The sequence below is a fragment of the Cedecea lapagei genome (assembly GCF_900635955.1).
GTDB classification, from domain to species: domain Bacteria; phylum Pseudomonadota; class Gammaproteobacteria; order Enterobacterales; family Enterobacteriaceae; genus Cedecea; species Cedecea lapagei.
Map to the genome: position 1 here is coordinate 3,382,144 of NZ_LR134201.1, position 18,650 is coordinate 3,400,793.

Sequence of the window (18,650 nt, forward strand, 5' to 3'; positions counted from 1 at the left end):
AGAAAGCAATGAGGTCTCTATGAGTGAGAAAAATCAAGCCATCCAAAAAGCGCTGACTACCGGGTTACCGAAAGATGTGGTCTACGCCTTTTTGTTAAATACGGACAAAGATAGCGTCGCAAATGCAGCAAATCTGCTGGTGGATGAGCATGCCACCTACACGTCGCTTAACTTTGAAAACCCGGAGTTAAAGCAGATTGAACCCTGGGCGGGCACCACTAAAGGGCGGCAGGTTTATATCGATACGTTCTCTAACGTAGGAACCTACTGGCATGTCGATAACTTTGCTATCAGCGATCTTTTTGCCGAGCAAGACGTGGTGGCGGTTTTTGGCCAGTTCACCTATACCTCCGTGGCGTTAAACCAGACCTTCACCTCCCCCTTCGCCATTAAAGCACGGGTCGAAAACGGCAAAATTGTCTATTTCCAGTTTATGGAAGATACCTATGCCTCAGCGGCCTCTTTCCGCGCCAGCGGAAAATGGGTGATTCGGCATCATGCCGGGGAAGGAAACACCTTTACCGTTGGTAAAGAATAATCAGCGCCCTGGACACGGCAGGTAGCCGCCTGCTGTGCCCCCTTACCCATGACTCTGGAGACGCTAATGCTCACCCTTCCTTTGTACGAATTTGTCCGACAGATGCGTAGCGACTATCGGGCCATGATCCCCATGGCCGGAGAACCCGACGTTATTAAAAAACTGGAAACGCGTAAAATCACGCTGTCAGCGGGAAGAAGGATTGAAGTTCGCCTCTACACGCCGACAAACGCCAGTCAGCAAGGAAAGCTTCCGGCCATACTTTTTGCCCATGGCGGAGGATGGGTATCCGGCGATCTGGATACCCATGATGTCCTGGCTCGCGCCATGGCAAACGGCACCGGCGCAATGGTGGTTTCCGTTGCCTACCGCCTTGCCCCGGAATACCCGGCCCCGTGCGGCATTGAGGATGTGTACGGCGCATTGCTGTGGATTTACGGCAATGCGGTCACCCTCGGCATCGATAATCAAAGAATTGCTGTCGCCGGAGACAGCGCCGGCGGCAACATCGCTGCGGTGGTCAGCAGGCTGGCAAACGATAATCAGGCGGTGACCATTCGCGCGCAGTGGCTGATGTACCCGGTGGCAGATCTTGACCTGACGACAAATTCGTTTTCGCAGTATGGCGAGACCAACTTCCCTACCCTGGAAGTCATGAAAAATGTGATGGCGTGTTATATCCCGAGGGGCATGGAGCTTGACGATCCGCTGCTCTCACCTGCTCATGCAAAGCTGGCTGGTCTTCCTCCCACGTTAGTTTCTGTCGGCAGTTATGATCCCCTCGCTGATGGCTGTATTGCTTATGTTGATGCCCTGCAGAAAGCAGGCGTGGAAGCCAGCATCCGGATATTTGAAAAGCAGCAGCATGGTTTTATTCAATTCTTTAAGGACAAAACGTCTCACCCTGAGGGAGAGGCGGCGTTAAAAGAGGGGCTGGCCTTCCTCAAAGAGTATCTTTGACTGACAGCTTGCTCCACTTCGTTGAACCCACGGGGCTTTACGTCCCGTGTATTAAAACCGAAGCCCCCAGCCCGCAACCACAGCCGGCAGCTGTGAAAGTAAATACAGCAAGAGCCCGACTGAGCCCCCCACCAGCGTGCCGTTGATACGGATAAACTGCAGGTCTTTGCCAATATTCAGCTCAATCTGGCGCGACATATCTTTTGCGTCCCAGCTTTTCACCGTATCGCTGATATGACGGGTGAGAAACGCAGAGAAATCGGGTGCAACGTGCCTTGCCGCCTGCTCGAGATGTTCATTCAGCGAAGCCCGGAGCGAGGCATCAGCCATCAGCGTTTCCCCCAGCCACTGCCCTGCTTCGGCAATGCGTTTTTGCAGCCTGGAGTCCTCGCTTGCGATGTCGGTTTTCAGCCAGCCGCGCAGATCGTTCCAGAGCTCGCCGAGGTAGAGGTTAAACTTCTCATCCTGCTTCAGATAACTTTTGATCGTTTCCGCTCTGGCGGCCATTTCAGGGTCATTTTTTAACGTGTCGATAAGTCGCTGAACGGCGCTGTCAAAGGCGCGACGAAGCTGGTGCGTTTTGTCCTGACTGACGTCATCAAGCAGGGAATTCACCGCATCGGACACCAGCTCCGCGCTTTGCTCTCCCAGCCATTCAGTTGGCAGCACTCTGGCCTTCACCGGGTGTTCAGTTTCAAGCCAGTGTATGATTTGGCGGGCAATAAACTCACGGCTGGCCGGCTTCTCCAGCAGCGCCAGCAGCTGAGAAATTACCGAGTCGAGGAGCGCCTGGTGGCGATTGTTTTTGGTCAGGCTCTCCAGCAGCAGCGCGCTGGAGTAGCTGAGGTCGACTTTATCAATCGCCTTGTGCACCGCGCGGCGTATCAGGCTCTGAATTCGCGCGTCGTCCGTCAGCGATAAAAACGCCTCCATGACCCTGAGCAAGTGCTGCCCGACCCGCTGCGCATTGTCCGGCTGGCGAAACCAGTTTCCCATCATTTGCGCCGGTTCATGGCGACGGATAAGGTCAATCAGCGACTGGGTGTCGAGAAACTTCTCCTGCACAAACTTGCCAAGGTTCTCGCCGATTCGGTCTTTATTTCGCGGGATAATAGCCGTATGCCGGGCAATAAACGGGATGGGTACGCGACGAAACAGCGCCACCACCGCAAACCAGTCCGCCAGCGCGCCGACCATCGCCGCCTCGGAAATAGCTTTCAGGCCGCTAACCCAGAAACTGGGCGGCAGGAATAAAGTGGCGACAAACGTCGCGGCGGCAGTCAGCAAAAGCGAGAGCGCCAGTCTTTTTGCACGCTTTAATTCGTTTAGTTTTTCCATCACTTAAGCTTAGCGCCTGTCTCTGTCACCAGCCAGTCATGGTACAGCGTAACCTCCGGGCGGTGGCGTTATTACCGCAAACGGGCCAGGGCAAAAGAATGGCTTAGATCACGGCGTTCCCGCCACGTTGTGCCAGGATAGAGGAAACGTGACCAAAAGGAGATTAACGATGTATAAAACCATCTTAATGCCGGTAGATGTTTTTGAAATGGAGCTGACGGATAAAGCCATTCGCCATGCTGAATATCTGGCAAAGGAGTCTGAGGGCACCCTCCATCTTTTGTACGTTCTGCCTAAATCCCCGCTGTTTAATACCCATGGTTTTTCCTCTGACATCCGTAAATTCGACGAGTACCTGAAGAAAAATGCCGAAGAAAAGATGGAAGAATTACGTGGGCATTTCTCTCTGCCCAAAGAGCGCGTGGTGCTGGAAATTCGCTACGGTTCGGTGCGGGATGAAGTGAATGAGGTTGCGCAGGAGATCCACGCCGATGTGATTATTGTGGGCTCCAAGAATCCGTCTATTACCACTCATCTGCTGGGATCTAACGCCTCCAGCATTATTCGCCACGCTCGCTTGCCGGTCTTCGTTGTCAGATAAGAGGTAAAAAATAGCCTGCTTTTGCAGGCTATTTTAGATCGCGTTAAATCACGCTTCCCCAGACTAAATTCCCCTGATGGAACGTTGCGGTACGAGGAGAAATACGCGCCACGGCCTCTGCGGAGCAGGATGCATCCACCAGCACGAAGCTGGCTTCGTCCTCTGCCTTCGGCCACACCTGTTTGCCTTTATCGTCCAGCGGCAAAATGTTGCCGGTAGCAATCGCCAGCGAACGCGACAGGCTAAGCTCGCTCGGGCGAACGTAAAGCTGCGCGTATAGGTTGGCTTTTTCCAGCATATCCCCCAGCCCGTAAGGCGACCAGTGGTCAATCACGCTGTCGGTGCCGGTCATCACCAGCACGCCCTTTTGCTGCAACTGTTTAAGCGGCATATGCAAAGTGCCGAGAGGCACGGTAGAGGCGAGGCTAATTTGCTGGGCCGCCATGCGAGTGGCGATGTCATCCACCTGCTGCGGCGTGAGGGTGGTCAGCGCAAAACCGTGGCTGATGGTCAGCTTGCCCTTGAGCTGTGGGGTCTTCTCAACCGTTTCCACCATGTAATTCACCGCCGCGACGCCCGCCGGGCTGGTTTCATGCAGGTGGATATCCACGCCTTTGTCATAATCGAGCGCAATCTGGAACATGGTATCGAGAGACTTTTCCATCGCACCGTCAACGTTGGTCGGATCCAGACCACCCACGTAGTGGGCCCCGGCCTGCATCGCTTCGCGCATCAAGGGTTCGGACTTTGAAAGCAGTAAACCATGCTGCGGAAACGCGACAATTTCACAGCTTAGCCCGGACTTTCTCTGCTCCAGCACCGCCTGCAGGTTTTCAAGATTTTTCAGGCCTGAGACGGGTTCAATATTGCAGTGGCTGCGGGCGATGGTTGAGCCTTTGGACTGAATCAGGTCGATAAGCTTTCCGGCACGCTCGCGGGTGTAAGGCTGCAGCTCAGGCAGAATTTTGCGCTCGTAGGCGATCATATCCATGATGGTGGTGCCTTCCGGGCGGTTATGTACCTGCCATGGGCCGCCGTAGAAGGTTTTATCCAGGTGAATGTGCATATCGCGCATCGCCGGGAGCAGCAGTTTGCCGCCGGCATCGTAAGCGTGCAGCGAGCTATCAGGGTGCGATTTATTTGCAAGCAATGCCGCAATTTTGCCCTCTTTGATTTCAAGCGTGTGCAGCTCGGTGCGGGTACTGACGGCGGTTTCGCCCTCGTAGTTAAACCCGGTCTCCAGCAGAACGTTATCCAGGTAGTAGTGTTTTTCGCTAATGGCTTTCATCTGATTACCGCTCTCACAACCCCTGGCCGGGGCATTCGCAGCCCAGACTGCGGTTCCGCTAGCCCCGAACAGCGCACAGGCTGCGGCGAGCTTGCCGCTGCCGCTGATAAAGTCGCGACGGCTTTTTTCTCTTTCAGTCATTTTTATTTTTCTACCCTGAGATATTTATGAACATAAGGTTTGCGGCCGCTATGCGCCCGCCTCTCTCAACAATTGAGCAATTTCGCGGAAGCCTTTCTCTTCGGCCAGCTCCAGCGGCGTTTTGCCGTATTTATCCGTCATATGAGGATTAGCGCCATGCTCCAGCAGCAGGGAAACTATCTCCTGCTGCCTTTTACCGCCGTCGTTCAGCACGATAGCCTCCAGCAGCGGCGTCCAGCCGAGGAAGTTGGTGTGATTGACGTTGATGTCGGTGTACGCCAGCAGCTCGCGCACAATCTCCACGTGCCCCTTTTCGCTGGCGGGCGTGATGCCTACGCCGCCAAAGCGGGTCAGGCGAGTCAGGTCAGGCTTCGCCGGTAATAACAGACGTAACAGATTGAGATCGTCATTCAGGCAGCTAATCAGGAAGGGATTAAAACAGGTTTCATCCTGCAGATTAATGTCAGCTCCCGCCTCTATTAACAGCGCAACGCAGTCATATTTTTTGCCCAGGCTGGCGAGGGTTACCGCCGTTCTTCCCTGGCGGTTGGTGACATTGATATCCACCCCACGTTCCAGACAGGCTTTAAGCTCAGCGGCTTCCCCGTTCAAGGCCGCCGTCAGAAACCCGGTAACCAGCTCTTTTTCAGACATCGTGTTCTCCTGTGGTGCGCGGTTATTCCTGAAATCCGAGAATAACAACGGCCTGGGGGGAAAAACATCCGCTTAAAAAAGATTCATCGCTGATGGCGCTATTGTTGAATACTTTTTAATAATCGTCTTCAAACTGTGCCAGACTCCTCGTTTTGCGCGCCATCAAAGGGAGAACAGAGTGAACTCCATCTTTACCGAAGAGAATTTGCAGGCTTTTACCTGCGCCGCCCGCTACGGCAGTTTCAGCCGTGCGGCAGAGGAACTGGGCGTGACCACCTCCGCTATCAGCTACACCATTAAGCGAATGGAAACCTGGCTCGACGTGACGCTGTTTGTACGTAATACCCGCAGCATTGAGCTGACCGAATCCGGCCTCTATCTCTACCGTAAGGCCAGTGATTTGCTGAATGATTTCCAGGGGATAAGACGGGGAATAGAGACCATTTCTCAGGGAATAGAAGCGAAAATCAGAATTTGCATCAACCATCTCCTCTACACATCACACCATACGGCAAGACTGCTAAAAATCCTGAAGCAGCAGTTTCCCGGCTGCCAGGTCGCCATCACCACCGAGGTGTACAACGGCGTATGGGACGCAATGCTCAACAATCAGGTGAATATTGCGATTGGCGCGCCAGATGCGCTGCTGGGCGGAGGCGGCATTGACTATATGGAGATAGGCAGTATTCGCTGGGTGTTCGCCGTAGCGCCTGAGCACCCGCTGGCGGCGGTGCAGGAACCCCTCCCCGAAAGCCAGCTCAGGCTGTACCCGAACATCATGGTCGAGGACACCGCCGCCACCCTCAACAAAAAGGTGGGCTGGCTGTTGCAGGGCCAGGAAGCGATTGTGGTGCCGGACTTCAGCACCAAATGCGAGTGCCAGATCCTCGGCGAAGGCATCGGTTTTTTGCCGGATTACATGGTGCGCTCCGCGGTAGAGAGCGGCCTGCTGGTGACTCGCCAGGTCCATAATCCCCGCCAGAGTTCCCGCATGCTGCTCGCCACCCAGCATGCGGCAACGGGCCAGGTCACCCGCTGGATCAAACAGCAATTCCGGCCCGGCGGCGTGCTTTCCGGGCTCTATCAGGATCTGCTCTCCCAGGATTAACCCCGCCTCCCGATACATTTTACCCGGGTATAATTGACAAAAGCTGGCGGCCTGCGTAGGCTGCTATTTTTACCCGGATAAAATAGGCGCACCGATGACCTCCCTTACCTTAACCGCCTTTCAGCGGCAGCGGCAGATTGCCCGCGGCAGCCTGAGCGAGCTGCTTAGCACCCTTCGGTCAATGCAAACCGGAGACGAACCGATTTTTATCTTCGACGATCGGAACGGCAAACGGCTGGATATCCACGCACACGGGGATGAAGCCAGCGCTATTGCCGCTTACCCTGAGCTTGCCGAGCGGCAAAACGCAGAGACCACCGTCGTGAAACCTCGCGGCAGACCAAAGCTTGGCGTGTCAGCGAAGGAGGTCACCCTGCTTCCACGTCACTGGGAATGGCTGGCCACCCAGCCCGGCGGCGCTTCCGCGACGTTACGTCGGCTAATTGAGCAGGCAAAAAAAGCCGCTGAACCGGCAGACAACAAACGCCGCAGGCACGAAAGCGCCTACCAGTTTATGCACGAGCTGGCGGGCAACCTGCCGGAATATGAAACCGCCCTGCGCGCGCTCTTTGCCGATGACGAAACGGCCTTTAGCGCGGCAACGGAAGGCTGGCCCCAGGATATTCACCGCTACGCCGCGCAGCTGGCGTTCGGCAATCAGGAACCCAAAAATGACTGAAACGATGAACAAAAAAGAGCTGAAGCAGAGCTATAAAGACGGCCCGACGACGGCAGGGATCTATTTGATCGCCAACAGGCAAACCGGCCATAAGCTACTTGCCAGCGCGGCGAATGCCCAGGGCGTATTAAACCGCCACTTATTTGAGCTTAAGTTTGGCCAGCACCGCAACAAGGCGCTGCAGCAGGCGTGGAGCCAGTACGGTGAATCTGCTTTTGAATTCAGCGTGCTCGAAAAGGTAAAGCCGGATGAAAAGAACATTAAGGCCGCGCTGGAAAAGCTGCTGGAAAGCTGGCAGCAAAAACTGAGGATCGCCCATGAGCACCGCTACTAACCTGCCCGTCTCGCTCTACTTTGACGGGTTTGGCGAAAAATCTCATCCCGCTATCGTGCTTCTGCCGGGGCTTGGCAGCCAAAGTATCAGCTGGTCGCCGCGCTTTTGCCTGCGCCTGGCGGACGCCGGGTTCTATATTTTACGGGTTGATAATCGCGACTGCGGGCTGTCTCCTGTGCTGTCCCTGGCGGGCGAGCCCGATCTGCAGGCGCTCTCCCGGGGCCAGAGCATTTCTGTCGCCTATACGCTGCGGGAGATGGCGGCAGATGTTGCGCTGACGCTGGAGAACGCCGGCATTAAGGCTACGCACATCGTTGGCCGCTCTATGGGCGGTATGGTCGCCCAGCTTTTTGCGGCGCAATATCCACATAAAACGCTGTCGCTGTGCGCCATTATGTCCAGCACCGGCAACCCCCGGCTTCCGCCACCTGCCGCTGACGTAATGGCGATGCTGCTGGGGCCGAAGCCGGATCCTCACGCACGCCAAAGCGCCTGGCTTGAGCAGCAGCTCGCCTTCTTCAGGCGTATTGCCTCAACCCACCTCCCCTTTGACGCCGAGTATTACAGCACGCTGCTAAAAACCTCTCTCGCTCGCGCCAGTTCAGCTTCCGGCACGCTGCGTCAGATTGCAGCCATGGCCGCTACGGGTGACCTTCGCAATGAGATAAAACAGATTACGGCGCCAACGCTGGTGATCCACGGCAGCGACGATCCTCTATTCCCTGTGGAAGCCGGGAAAGAGATAGGCCAGACAATCCCGGGCGCAAAACTGCAGATCATTGAAGGCATGGGTCACGAAATGCCTCCCGCGCTGGAAGCTGAGATCGCGGCTCTTTTGTTAGCCCATTTTAATACGTCGTTAAAAAAATAATAATTACAGTTGTTCACAGAAAACATTTACTGTTAACAAATAAATGTTTTTTTAATGCGATTAAATAGCAATTCATGCGCTTGTAAACTTAATGCATTGCCAATTCGCTATCGATATGAAATTAATTACGATTCACCTGCAGATTAATACATTTCATTTAAGGGTTAATTCTGATGTCAGAAATCATTTCAACACCCATCGCTTACCAGGTCGAGAATCAAACCTTTGAAGGCGTTCTGGTCTACCAGGAAAACCAAAGCGCCGCACGTCCGGGCATCCTCATCGCTCCGAACTGGATGGGCGTGACGGACGGTGCAATTGAGCAGGCGAAGGGGGTTGCCGCACAAGGTTATGTGGTGCTGGTGGCCGATCTTTACGGTCAGGGTAAACGCCCGACCAACGCCGACGAAGCCGGGGCGCTGATGACGGAAGTCATAAACACGCCGGCAGAAGTGGGCCGTATGCAGGCCGCGCTAGAAACGCTGGTCGCTCAGAAAACCGCGGCCGTGGACGGCAGCAAGCTGGCCGCTGCGGGCTTCTGCTTTGGCGGACACTGCGCGCTCGATCTGGCAAGAAGCGGAGCGGATATCAAAGCAGCTATCTCATTCCACGGCACGCTAAATACCCTGAAAACCCACACAGCCGGGCAGATCAAAGCCTCTCTCCTGGTGCTGGATGGCGCTGAAGATCCGCTCGTGCCTCGCGAGCAGCTCAGCGGGTTTGTCAGCGAAATGAATGCCGCATCGGTAGACTGGCAGCTGGTTAGCTACGCCGGTGCCGTCCATTCGTTTACCGATCCTGGCGCCAACGTGGAAGGCGTGGCGAAATATCACCCGGAAGTAGCAAAACGCGCTTTCGCACAGATGTACGCTCTGCTGAAGCACGTTTTTAACTGATTTCTCACGGCCTCTGTACGCAGAGGCCGTGCTTTTCCAGTCTTTACGGAATGAATTGGGGGAGCCATCATCGAGGGCAAATTTCATGCGCGCCAATGGTGGAACTTATAGCCAGGGTATTATTATTAAAATAAAAAACAGTAAGGGATTTTTATTTCCCTATTATTCATCCACAGCACTATCCATCATTAACTCCAATTATAACGAAGAACTTCCTCATTGAATCCCTGACGAAAAAAGTCTGGTAAATAATCTGATAATTTTTCAAGCTCGCCAATGTCCCAGGCCAGATCGTCAGGTAATATCGCCGCATGATTTATTACAATAGCGCTAATATTTTAGCCATATTGCAAAAATGCAAAGCCAGTTTGCACCTGCCTGCCGTTTCCCGGACAATGGCCTTTTCATCTCAGGCTAACAACGTCATGAACCATCCACATCAAGCGCTGTTAAGCGCGGGCGGCATTTTGCTGCTGGCCTTTCTGTCGTGCCTGCTGCTGCCGGCTCCGGCGCTCACGCTGACGCTGGCGCAAAAGCTTATCGACACTTTCCATCTCATCGATCTCAGCCAGCTTTATGTGATCCTGTTTTGTATCTGGTTCCTCTTGCTGGGCACCCTCGAATATTACCTGCTGCGTTTTATCTGGCGCCGCTGGTTCTCGATTACCCGCATCTGACTCCGCGAAAGTTAACGTGCCGTCTTCTGAATAAAGCGGCACTTTTCGAAGCCCCCTTCCCCTACTCCTGCCTCACTATCGCCCTGACACACGCAGGAGTTACTTGCGTAGGATAACCGCTAACACAAAAGGGGTAATTGCATACCCAATGTTTATCGAGTTGATTTCACGCAATAACTGAATGGCCAATGCTGCTATTTTCGCCCGCACGAAAAACGTCATAACAATGAGGTGACGATGAACGTCAGTCGCAGGAAGTTTTTAAAATCTGCGCCGGCGGGATGGCAGGTACAACGGCGGCGGTGCTGGGTTTTGCCCCAAAAGCCGCGCTGGCGGAGACGCGCAACTACAAGCTGCTGCGCGCGAAAGAGACCCGCAATAGCTGTACTTACTGTTCTGTTGGCTGTGGATTATTAATGTATAGCCTCGGAGATGGCTCTAAAAACGCCAAATCGAGCATTTTCCATATTGAAGGGGATCCGGATCACCCGGTAAACCGCGGTGCGCTTTGCCCGAAAGGCGCAGGGCTGCTCGACTATATTCACAGCGACAACCGTCTGCGCTACCCGGAATACCGCGCGCCAGGCTCAAATACCTGGCAACGCATCAGCTGGGAAGACGCCTTCTCGCGCATTGCCCGCCTGATGAAAGATGACCGTGACGCGAACTTCGTCGAGAAGAATGAGCAAAACGTGACGGTCAATCGCTGGCTATCTACCGGCATGCTTTGCGCCTCGGCGGCCAGCAACGAAACCGGCATGTTAACCCAGAAGTTTGCCCGTTCGCTGGGCATGCTGGCGGTAGATAACCAGGCACGCGTCTGACACGGACCAACGGTAGCAAGTCTTGCTCCAACATTTGGTCGCGGTGCGATGACCAACCACTGGGTTGATATCAAAAATGCCAACGTGGTGATGGTGATGGGCGGCAACGCCGCAGAAGCCCACCCGGTCGGTTTCCGCTGGGCGATGGAAGCCAAAAACAATAACGACGCTACGCTTATCGTGGTCGACCCGCGCTTTACCCGCACCGCTTCGGTGGCGGATATCTATGCGCCGATTCGTTCCGGGACCGACATTACCTTCCTGTCGGGCGTCATTCTGTACCTGATTTCCAACAATAAAATCAACGCAGAGTACGTCAAACACTACACCAACGCTGCCCTGCTGGTGCGCGAAGATTTTAGCTTCGACGACGGCCTGTTCAGCGGCTACGACGAAGAAAAGCGCCAGTACGATAAGAGCAGCTGGAACTACCAGTTCGACGAAAACGGCTTTGCGAAGCGTGACGACACGCTGACCGACCCGCGCTGCGTCTGGAACCTGCTCAAAGAGCACGTTTCCCGCTACACGCCGGATGTCGTCGAGCATATCTGCGGCACGCCGCAGGCTGACTTCCTGAAAGTGTGCGAAGTGCTCGCCTCAACCAGCGCGGTCGATCGCACCACCACGTTCCTTTATGCGCTGGGCTGGACTCAGCACACCGTGGGCGCGCAGAACATCCGCACCATGGCGATGATCCAGCTGCTGCTGGGCAACATGGGCATGGCGGGCGGCGGCGTGAACGCGCTGCGTGGGCACTCCAACATTCAGGGTCTGACCGACCTCGGCCTGCTCTCCACCAGCCTGCCGGGCTATCTCTCTTTACCCCTCCGACAAACAAACCACGCTCGACGGCTACCTTGCCGCCAACACGCCAAAAGCGACGCTGCCGGGCCAGGTGAACTACTGGGGTAACTATCCGAAGTTCTTCGTCAGCCTGATGAAGGCGTTCTACGGCGATGAAGCGCAGAAGGAAAACGGCTGGGGCTTTGACTGGCTGCCGAAGTGGGATCAGTCCTACGACGTGCTGAAGTACTTCGACATGATGGATCGCAACCTTGTCACCGGCTATATCTGCCAGGGCTTTAACCCTGTTGCCTCGTTCCCGGATAAAAACAAGGTTGTCGCCAGCCTTAGCAAGCTGAAGTACCTGGTGATCGTCGATCCGCTGGTGACCGAAACCTCCAACTTCTGGCAGAACCACGGCGAGATGAACGACGTTGACCCGGCGAAGATCCAGACCGAGGTGTTCCGCCTGCCGTCCACCTGTTTTGCGGAAGAAGATGGCTCCATCGCCAACTCCGGCCGCTGGCTGCAGTGGCACTGGAAGGGTGCGGATGCGCCGGGGAAGCGCTAAACGACGGTGAGATTCTTGCCGGGCTTTACCACCGTCTGCGCCAGATGTACCAGGCCGAAGGCGGTAAAGGCGTTGAGCCGCTGATGAAGATGAGCTGGCACTACGACCAGCCGGATCGTCCTGAGTCCGAAGAGGTTGCCAAAGAGAGCAACGGCTACGCGCTGGAAGATCTGTTTGACGCCAGCGGCACGCTGCTTGTGAAAAAGGGCCAACTGCTTGACTCCTTCGCGCAGCTGCGTGACGACGGCTCTACCGCCTCCGGCTGCTGGATTTATACCGGGAGCTGGACCAGCAAAGGCAACCAGATGGCAAACCGCGACAACGCGGATCCGTCCGGGCTGGGCAATACCCTGGGCTGGGCTTGGGCGTGGCCGATGAACCGCCGCGTGTTGTATAACCGCGCCTCGGCAGACCTGCAGGGGAAACCGTGGGACGCGAAACGCATGCTGATTCAGTGGAACGGCACAAAATGGGTCGGGAACGATATTCCGGACTTCAGCGCCGCCGCGCCAGACAGCGGCGTTGGGCCGTTTATCATGCAGCAGGAAGGCTTGGGCCGTCTATTTGCGCTCGACAAGCTTGCCGAAGGGCCGTTCCCGGAACATTACGAGCCGTTTGAGACGCCGCTTGGCACCAACCCGCTGCACCCGAACGTGGTTTCCAACCCGGCAGCACGCCTGTACGAAGCGGACGCCAAGCGTATGGGCCGTAAGCAACAGTTCCCGTATGTCGGCACCACTTATCGCCTGACGGAGCACTTCCACACCTGGACCAAGCACGCGAGGCTTAACGCCATCGTGCAGCCTGAGCAGTTTGTTGAAATAAGCGAAGGGCTGGCTAAGGCCAAGGGCATAGCCCACGGCGACCGGGTGAAAGTCAGCAGCAAACGCGGCTTTATTAAGGCCGTGGCCGTGGTAACGCCGCGCCTGCAAACCCTGCGAGCGGGTGGTCAGGACGTCGAAACCGTCGGTATTCCGCTGCACTGGGGCTTTGAAGGGGTAGCTCGCAAGGGCTATCTCGCCAATACCCTGACCCCGTCGATTGGCGACGCCAACTCGCAAACGCCGGAGTACAAGGCGTTTCTGGTCAACATTGAGAAGGCGTAAGGGAGAAAACAATGTCCATGCAATCTCAGGATATTATCAAACGCTCGGCGACCAACGGCTTCACGCCGCCGCCGCGGGCGCGTGACTTCAAGGAAGAGGTCACCAAGCTCATCGATGTTTCAAGCTGCATCGGCTGTAAGGCCTGCCAGGTTGCCTGCTCGGAGTGGAACGACATCCGCGACGAAGTGGGGCACTGCGTCGGGGTTTACGATAACCCCGCCGACCTGAGCGCCAAGTCCTGGACGCTGATGCGTTTTTCAGAAACCCGTGAAAACGGCAAGCTGGAATGGCTTATCCGCAAAGACGGCTGTATGCACTGCGAAGATCCGGGCTGCCTTAAGGCCTGCCCGTCCGCCGGGGCGATTATTCAGTACGCCAACGGCATCGTGGACTTCCAGTCTGAGCACTGCATCGGCTGCGGCTACTGCATCGCGGGCTGCCCGTTCAACGTTCCCCGGCTGAACAAAGACGACAACCGCGTTTATAAATGCACCTTGTGCGTCGACCGCGTGAGCGTTGGGCAGGAGCCTGCCTGCGTGAAAACCTGCCCAACCGGCGCTATTCGCTTTGGCACCCGCAAAGAGATGCTGGAAATGGCAGACCAGCGCGTAGAGAAGCTGAAAAAACGCGGTTTTGAAAAGGCGGGCGTTTATAACCCTCAGGGCGTTGGCGGTACGCACGTGATCTATGTCCTGCACCACGCGGACCAGCCGGAGCTGTACCACAACCTGCCGAAAGAGCCGAAGATTGATACCCCGATCAACCTGTGGAAAGGCATTCTGAAGCCGCTCTCAGCTGCGGGCTTTGTGGCCACCTTCGCCGCCCTGATCTTCCACTACGTGGGGATAGGCCCTAACGAAGAGGTGGACGAAGATGAGGAGGATAAGCATGAGTAAGATGATTGTCAGAACGAAATTCATCGACCGTGCCTGCCACTGGACGGTCGTGATTTGCTTCTTCCTCGTGTCGCTGTCCGGCATCGCGCTGTTCTTCCCGACGCTGCAATGGCTGACGGAAACCTTCGGTACGCCACAGATGGGACGTATTTTGCACCCGTTCTTTGGCGTAGCTATCTTTGTGGCGCTGATGTTTATGTTCGTACGCTTCGTGCATCACAACATTCCCGATAAGCAGGATCTGCCCTGGCTAAAAGGCATTGTTGAGGTGCTGAAAGGCAACGAGCATAAAGTCGCGGACGTGGGCAAGTATAACGCCGGGCAGAAGATGATGTTCTGGAGCATCATGAGCATGATCTTCGTGCTGCTGGTGACCGGGATTATTATCTGGCGGCCCTGGTTCGCTCACTACTTCCCGATATGGATGATTCGCTACAGCCTGCTGATCCACGCCGCGGCGGCCATTGTTCTGATCCACGCCATCCTGATCCATATGTACATGGCGTTTTGGGTGAAAGGATCGGTTAAGGGAATGATTGTCGGCAAAGTCAGCCGCCGCTGGGCGAAGAAGCATCACCCACGCTGGTATCGCGCCATCGAGGCGGAAGAGGCCAAACAAGAGAGTAGAGAGGGACTGAAGTAGCTCCTCGTTTCCCCTCTTCCCAACCCACTGGGGAGAGGGGCATTACGCAAAAGAATTGTGTTGTTTTGTATCTCTTCCGCGTTCAGCTAAACAACAAAACAAATCCCCCTCCCCCTGACACAGCCCACATACAAACCAGGCGTTAAATAAGCGCATCCGCCACCTGCAGGCGGCAACGTGTTCAACGACCTGATATGTGAGGCTTATGATGAAACTGTTCCGCAACGTTATTCTCCCGCTCGTGCTTGCTGCGTCTGTTGCTCCGGCCTTTGCGGCAAAAGAAGTTCACAGCGCGCAGGGGCTGGTGAAAATCGGCACCGTCACCGAAAGCGAGAGCACCACGCTGTCTCTCGAACAACTGAATGAAAAACTGGCTCAGAAGGCCGAAAAAGCCGGTGCCAGCGCCTGGCGAGTTGTCTCCGCTGGCGGCAATAACAGCGTCTTCGGCAGCGCCGATATTTACCGCTGATTTATCCCCCCTCAAACAGGAAAATAAAATGAAACCCACGCGTAAAACGCTGCTGGCGCTGGCTGCGGCTGGCCTGATGACAGGATTTACCGCCCAGGCAGAGACTCAGCATACCATCGTGTTAGTGCACGGTGCCTTCGCCGATGCCACAGGCAGCTGGGAACAGGTGATCCCCGTGCTGCAAACGCGCCACTACGAAATCATCACCGCGCAAATCCCGCTAACCTCACTGGCTGACGATGTAGCGGCGACAAAACGCGCCATCGCCCGCGCCAAAGGCGACGTAATTCTGGTCGGCCATTCCTGGGGCGGCACGGTGATTACCGAAGCGGGCAACGATCCGAAAGTAAAAGGACTGGTGTACATCAACGCCTTTGCGCCGTCGCAAGGCCAGTCAACGGCGGACCTGGCCAACAGCTTCCCCGCCCCGCCCGGTAGCGCAAAAATCATCAAGGGTACGGACGGCTTCCTGAGCCTCGACCCGAAGGCCGTCGCCACTGACTTTGCCCAGGATGCGACGCCTGAAGCGCAGAACATTATTGGCATCACCCAGATGCCGATCGCCGCCGCAAGCTTTACCGAAAAAGTGACCACCGCCGCCTGGCAGCAAAAACCGAGCTGGTTCCTGGTCGGCAGCAACGACCGGATGATTAACCCGGACCTGGAGCGGGCAATGGCGAAAAAAATCCACGCCCACGTCACCGAGCTGCCGGTCAGCCACGTGCCGATGCTCTACGACCCGAAGAATGTCGCCCGCACGATATTTAAAGCCGTAAATATTACGTCGGGGAATTAACTCACCTGATTCGGTAAGGAGGAAATAACGCCGCCAATAAATGACCGATGACCTACCGCCCCTAACTTATTTAATTATCTGGAGAACATGATGAACCGTATTGCTATGTCCGCGATTGCCCTTTCCCTGGTTTCTTTCAGCGCGGCCTCTTTTGCCGCCGAATTAACCGGGCCAAACCTTGAGCGCTGTTTTGGTATTGCTAAGGCCGCTGATAACGACTGCAAAGCAGGCGCGGGCACCACCTGCGCAGGCACCTCAAAGGTCGATTACCAGAAAAATGCCTACAAGATGGTTCCTGCAGGCACCTGCACGTCGATCCAGACGCCAGCTGGCCACGGCTCGCTGACCGAAGGCTAATAAAAGGGCCACTCACATGACGATGACCATCAATCTGGGCGCGGGCTTAGGCCTCAAGCCCGAGCATTACGCCGATGCCTGGAGCAGCCCGTCGCCCCTTTGGTACGAGGTTCACAGTGAAAATTATCTCATGGCGGGTGGCCCGCGCAGAGAGTGGCTGGCGGCCATCCGCCAGCAGCACCCGATCTCCCTGCACGGCGTTTCGCTATCGCTGGCCTCAGACGAGCCACCGGACGCTAAATTGCTCTCACAGCTGCGGGCGCTGGTTACCGACATCAAACCCGCGCTCGTTTCAGAGCACCTCGCCTGGTCGCGCTGGAACGGGATTTATTACCCTGACCTGCTGCCGGTGCCGAGAACAACGCGAGTGCTGAACCGCGTTATCGACAATATTAACCGCACGCAGGATGCGCTGGGCTGCCAGATATCTCTGGAAAACCCCACGCATTATTTGCAGATGCCGGAACACGAATGGGACGAAATAGAATTTCTCGACGAAGTGAGCCGTCTGAGCGGATGCGGCCTGCTGCTGGATCTGAATAACGTCTGGATTAGTGCCCACAACCTCGGATTTGATGCGATGGCCTGGCTGAGCCGCTTCCCGGCTGAACGCATCACCGAGATCCATCTGGCGGGCTTTAGCGCCGACGAGGGCGGCAGCCATTTGCTGATTGATAGCCACGACCAGTCTGTCTCCGCGGAGGTCTGGCAGCTTTATGCTCACCTGATCAAGCGCGCGGGAGCAAAACCCACGCTTATCGAACGGGATGACAACCTGCCGTCGTTTGCTGACTTACTGGCCGAACAGCAGCACGCCCAGCATATTATCAACACACTGGGGGCCACGGCATGAGCATCAATTTAAGCCGCTACCACAATGCGTTTATTGGCCTGCTCTATGGCGAGGCGCGATCCGAGTTAGGTCATCTTCAACACCAGCCCGGCATTGCCGTTTACCGCAACGGCATCATCAAAGCCTGCGTGGATGCGCTGGAAGCTAATTATCCCAGCGTATCGCGGCTTACCGGCAGCGACTTTTTCCGTGAAATGGCGCGCGGCTATGCACTCGAAAAACCACCGCACGAAGGAGAATTGATTCGCTATGGCGACGCTTTCCCTGACTTCATTGCCGCTTATCCACCCGCACGCGACCTGCCGTATTTAAGCCCGGTTGCCGGGCTGGACTGGCTGTGGCTTGAAGCGTTTTGCGCTCAACGTTCATCTCCGCTGGAGGTACATACGCTGGCAAATATCCCTCCGGAGGCGTTAGGCACCCGAACATTACTGCTGCAGGACTGTGTTCGCTGGTGCTGGCATCCCACGCTGCCGGTGTTCACGCTCTGGGCGTTCAACCGCTACCAAAAAGAGGCCCCGGACACGATCCACTGGCAGGGAGAAGGGGTTCTGCTGGTTCGCCGCCAGCAGCATATTTTTGCCGAGCCCTTAAGCGCAGGCGGTGCCGTCTTTCTTACCTCCTGCGCCCGGGGAAACAACCTGAACCAGGCAAGCGAGTACGCCCTGGCAGCCGAGCCGGATCTCGCCATCGGCCCTTTTTTTAGCAACCTGCTTAACGGCGGCGTTTTCGCTGCCCCAACTACTCTTTTGAGGCGATAAGATGAAAACATTTGAACACAAGATAACGGAACAGGGCGTTCGCTCGCTGTGGAACAAAATCTGGGAACGGATTCAGGCAGGTGTCAGCGATAACCTGCTGTTACTCGTCGCCCGCGTGGGCATTGCCGCCGTGTTTTTCCTTTCGGGCCGCACCAAAGTGACGGGATTTATGACGCTCAAACCGTCCACCTACGAGCTGTTCCGCACCGAATACGCGCTGCCGCTCATCCCCTATGACATCGCCGCCCACCTCGCCACGTTTGCCGAACACACCTTCCCTGTTCTGCTGGTGCTGGGCCTGTTTTCACGCTTCGCCGCCGCAGGCTTGCTGTTTATGACGCTGGTGATTGAGATTTTTGTCTACCCGGACGCCTGGCCGACACACCTTATCTGGGGCGGGCTGTTACTGCTGGTTGTCTCCCGCGGCGCAGGCCGTTGGTCGCTGGATAGCGTGCTGAGGCTGGCGTGAGGGACCACTGGAGCGGCACGGCAATCACTCTCACCGT

General features: G+C 55.9%; 20 protein-coding genes and 1 pseudogene. 18 read left to right on the forward strand and 3 right to left on the reverse strand.

Features of this window, described 5'->3' with window-relative positions; genetic code table 11:
• Positions 1–19 precede the first annotated feature (19 nt).
• Both EL098_RS16415 and EL098_RS16420 read left to right on the forward strand, forming a co-directional pair.
• On the forward strand, positions 20–538 hold the full coding sequence (locus tag EL098_RS16415) for a nuclear transport factor 2 family protein (protein WP_126357198.1): 519 nt from the start codon (positions 20–22) through the stop codon (positions 536–538).
• A gap of 66 nt (positions 539–604) precedes the next feature.
• Entirely contained in the window at positions 605–1,498 is an 894-nt protein-coding gene (locus tag EL098_RS16420; RefSeq protein ID WP_197718524.1) for an alpha/beta hydrolase, read from the forward strand.
• 51 nt (positions 1,499–1,549) lie between these two features.
• Here EL098_RS16420 and EL098_RS16425 read toward each other — a convergent pair whose 3' ends face one another.
• Positions 1,550–2,836, reverse strand: coding sequence for a DUF445 domain-containing protein (locus tag EL098_RS16425; RefSeq protein WP_126358479.1), 1,287 nt, complete (start codon positions 2,834–2,836; stop codon positions 1,550–1,552).
• Positions 2,837–3,005: 169 nt separating this feature from the next.
• Between EL098_RS16425 and uspG the strand changes: the two genes are divergently transcribed.
• Positions 3,006–3,437 (forward strand): universal stress protein UspG, encoded by a 432-nt coding sequence (gene uspG, locus EL098_RS16430; RefSeq protein WP_126357199.1) that lies wholly within the window; start codon positions 3,006–3,008, stop codon positions 3,435–3,437.
• 43 nt (positions 3,438–3,480) lie between these two features.
• On the opposite strand, the gene EL098_RS16435 is transcribed toward uspG, so the two are convergent.
• Both EL098_RS16435 and EL098_RS16440 read right to left on the reverse strand, forming a co-directional pair.
• Positions 3,481–4,866, reverse strand: coding sequence for an amidohydrolase family protein (locus tag EL098_RS16435; protein WP_126357200.1), 1,386 nt, complete (start codon positions 4,864–4,866; stop codon positions 3,481–3,483).
• Between the two features lie 48 nt (positions 4,867–4,914).
• Positions 4,915–5,520: an ankyrin repeat domain-containing protein gene (locus EL098_RS16440; RefSeq protein WP_126357201.1), complete on the reverse strand. Its 606-nt coding sequence runs from the start codon at positions 5,518–5,520 to the stop codon at positions 4,915–4,917.
• 178 nt (positions 5,521–5,698) lie between these two features.
• Here EL098_RS16440 and EL098_RS16445 point away from each other — a divergent pair, with 178 nt between their 5' ends.
• From EL098_RS16445 to EL098_RS16530, 15 genes and pseudogenes are all read left to right on the forward strand, one after another.
• Positions 5,699–6,628: a LysR substrate-binding domain-containing protein gene (locus EL098_RS16445; RefSeq protein ID WP_126357202.1), complete on the forward strand. Its 930-nt coding sequence runs from the start codon at positions 5,699–5,701 to the stop codon at positions 6,626–6,628.
• 94 nt (positions 6,629–6,722) lie between these two features.
• Entirely contained in the window at positions 6,723–7,307 is a 585-nt protein-coding gene (locus tag EL098_RS16450; RefSeq protein ID WP_126357203.1) for a DUF2239 family protein, read from the forward strand.
• Positions 7,300–7,641 (forward strand): GIY-YIG nuclease family protein, encoded by a 342-nt coding sequence (locus tag EL098_RS16455; protein ID WP_126357204.1) that lies wholly within the window; start codon positions 7,300–7,302, stop codon positions 7,639–7,641. The genes EL098_RS16450 and EL098_RS16455 overlap by 8 nt, the downstream gene beginning before the upstream one ends.
• A complete protein-coding gene (locus EL098_RS16460; protein ID WP_126357205.1) occupies positions 7,625–8,512 on the forward strand; it encodes an alpha/beta fold hydrolase in 888 nt (295 codons plus the stop codon). The genes EL098_RS16455 and EL098_RS16460 overlap by 17 nt, the downstream gene beginning before the upstream one ends.
• Before the next feature lie 173 nt (positions 8,513–8,685).
• Entirely contained in the window at positions 8,686–9,408 is a 723-nt protein-coding gene (locus tag EL098_RS16465) for a dienelactone hydrolase family protein (protein ID WP_126357206.1), read from the forward strand.
• Positions 9,409–9,833: 425 nt separating this feature from the next.
• Positions 9,834–10,085: a DUF1158 family protein gene (locus EL098_RS16470; protein ID WP_126357207.1), complete on the forward strand. Its 252-nt coding sequence runs from the start codon at positions 9,834–9,836 to the stop codon at positions 10,083–10,085.
• A 237-nt stretch (positions 10,086–10,322) separates the two neighbouring features.
• Positions 10,323–13,369 (forward strand): annotated as a pseudogene (gene fdnG / locus EL098_RS23235) (formate dehydrogenase-N subunit alpha).
• A gap of 11 nt (positions 13,370–13,380) precedes the next feature.
• Positions 13,381–14,265, forward strand: coding sequence for a formate dehydrogenase subunit beta (fdxH, locus tag EL098_RS16495; protein ID WP_126357212.1), 885 nt, complete (start codon positions 13,381–13,383; stop codon positions 14,263–14,265).
• On the forward strand, positions 14,252–14,908 hold the full coding sequence (gene fdnI / locus EL098_RS16500; protein WP_126358480.1) for a formate dehydrogenase-N subunit gamma: 657 nt from the start codon (positions 14,252–14,254) through the stop codon (positions 14,906–14,908). The genes fdxH and fdnI overlap by 14 nt, the downstream gene beginning before the upstream one ends.
• Positions 14,909–15,113: 205 nt before the next feature.
• On the forward strand, positions 15,114–15,377 hold the full coding sequence (locus EL098_RS16505) for a YdgH/BhsA/McbA family protein (protein ID WP_232012230.1): 264 nt from the start codon (positions 15,114–15,116) through the stop codon (positions 15,375–15,377).
• Positions 15,378–15,405: 28 nt separating this feature from the next.
• Complete coding sequence (locus tag EL098_RS16510) at positions 15,406–16,173, forward strand: alpha/beta fold hydrolase (protein ID WP_126357213.1); 768 nt, start codon at positions 15,406–15,408, stop codon at positions 16,171–16,173.
• 87 nt (positions 16,174–16,260) lie between these two features.
• Positions 16,261–16,530, forward strand: a complete 270-nt coding sequence (locus tag EL098_RS16515) for a BufA1 family periplasmic bufferin-type metallophore (protein WP_232012231.1) — start codon at positions 16,261–16,263, stop codon at positions 16,528–16,530.
• 16 nt (positions 16,531–16,546) lie between these two features.
• Positions 16,547–17,383 (forward strand): MNIO family bufferin maturase, encoded by an 837-nt coding sequence (gene bufB / locus EL098_RS16520; RefSeq protein WP_197718525.1) that lies wholly within the window; start codon positions 16,547–16,549, stop codon positions 17,381–17,383.
• Positions 17,380–18,144 (forward strand): HvfC/BufC N-terminal domain-containing protein, encoded by a 765-nt coding sequence (locus EL098_RS16525; RefSeq protein WP_126357214.1) that lies wholly within the window; start codon positions 17,380–17,382, stop codon positions 18,142–18,144. Before bufB ends, EL098_RS16525 begins: the two co-directional genes overlap by 4 nt.
• Position 18,145: 1 nt before the next feature.
• Positions 18,146–18,613, forward strand: a complete 468-nt coding sequence (locus EL098_RS16530) for a DoxX family protein (RefSeq protein ID WP_126357215.1) — start codon at positions 18,146–18,148, stop codon at positions 18,611–18,613.
• The last annotated feature ends 37 nt before the right edge of the window (positions 18,614–18,650 follow it).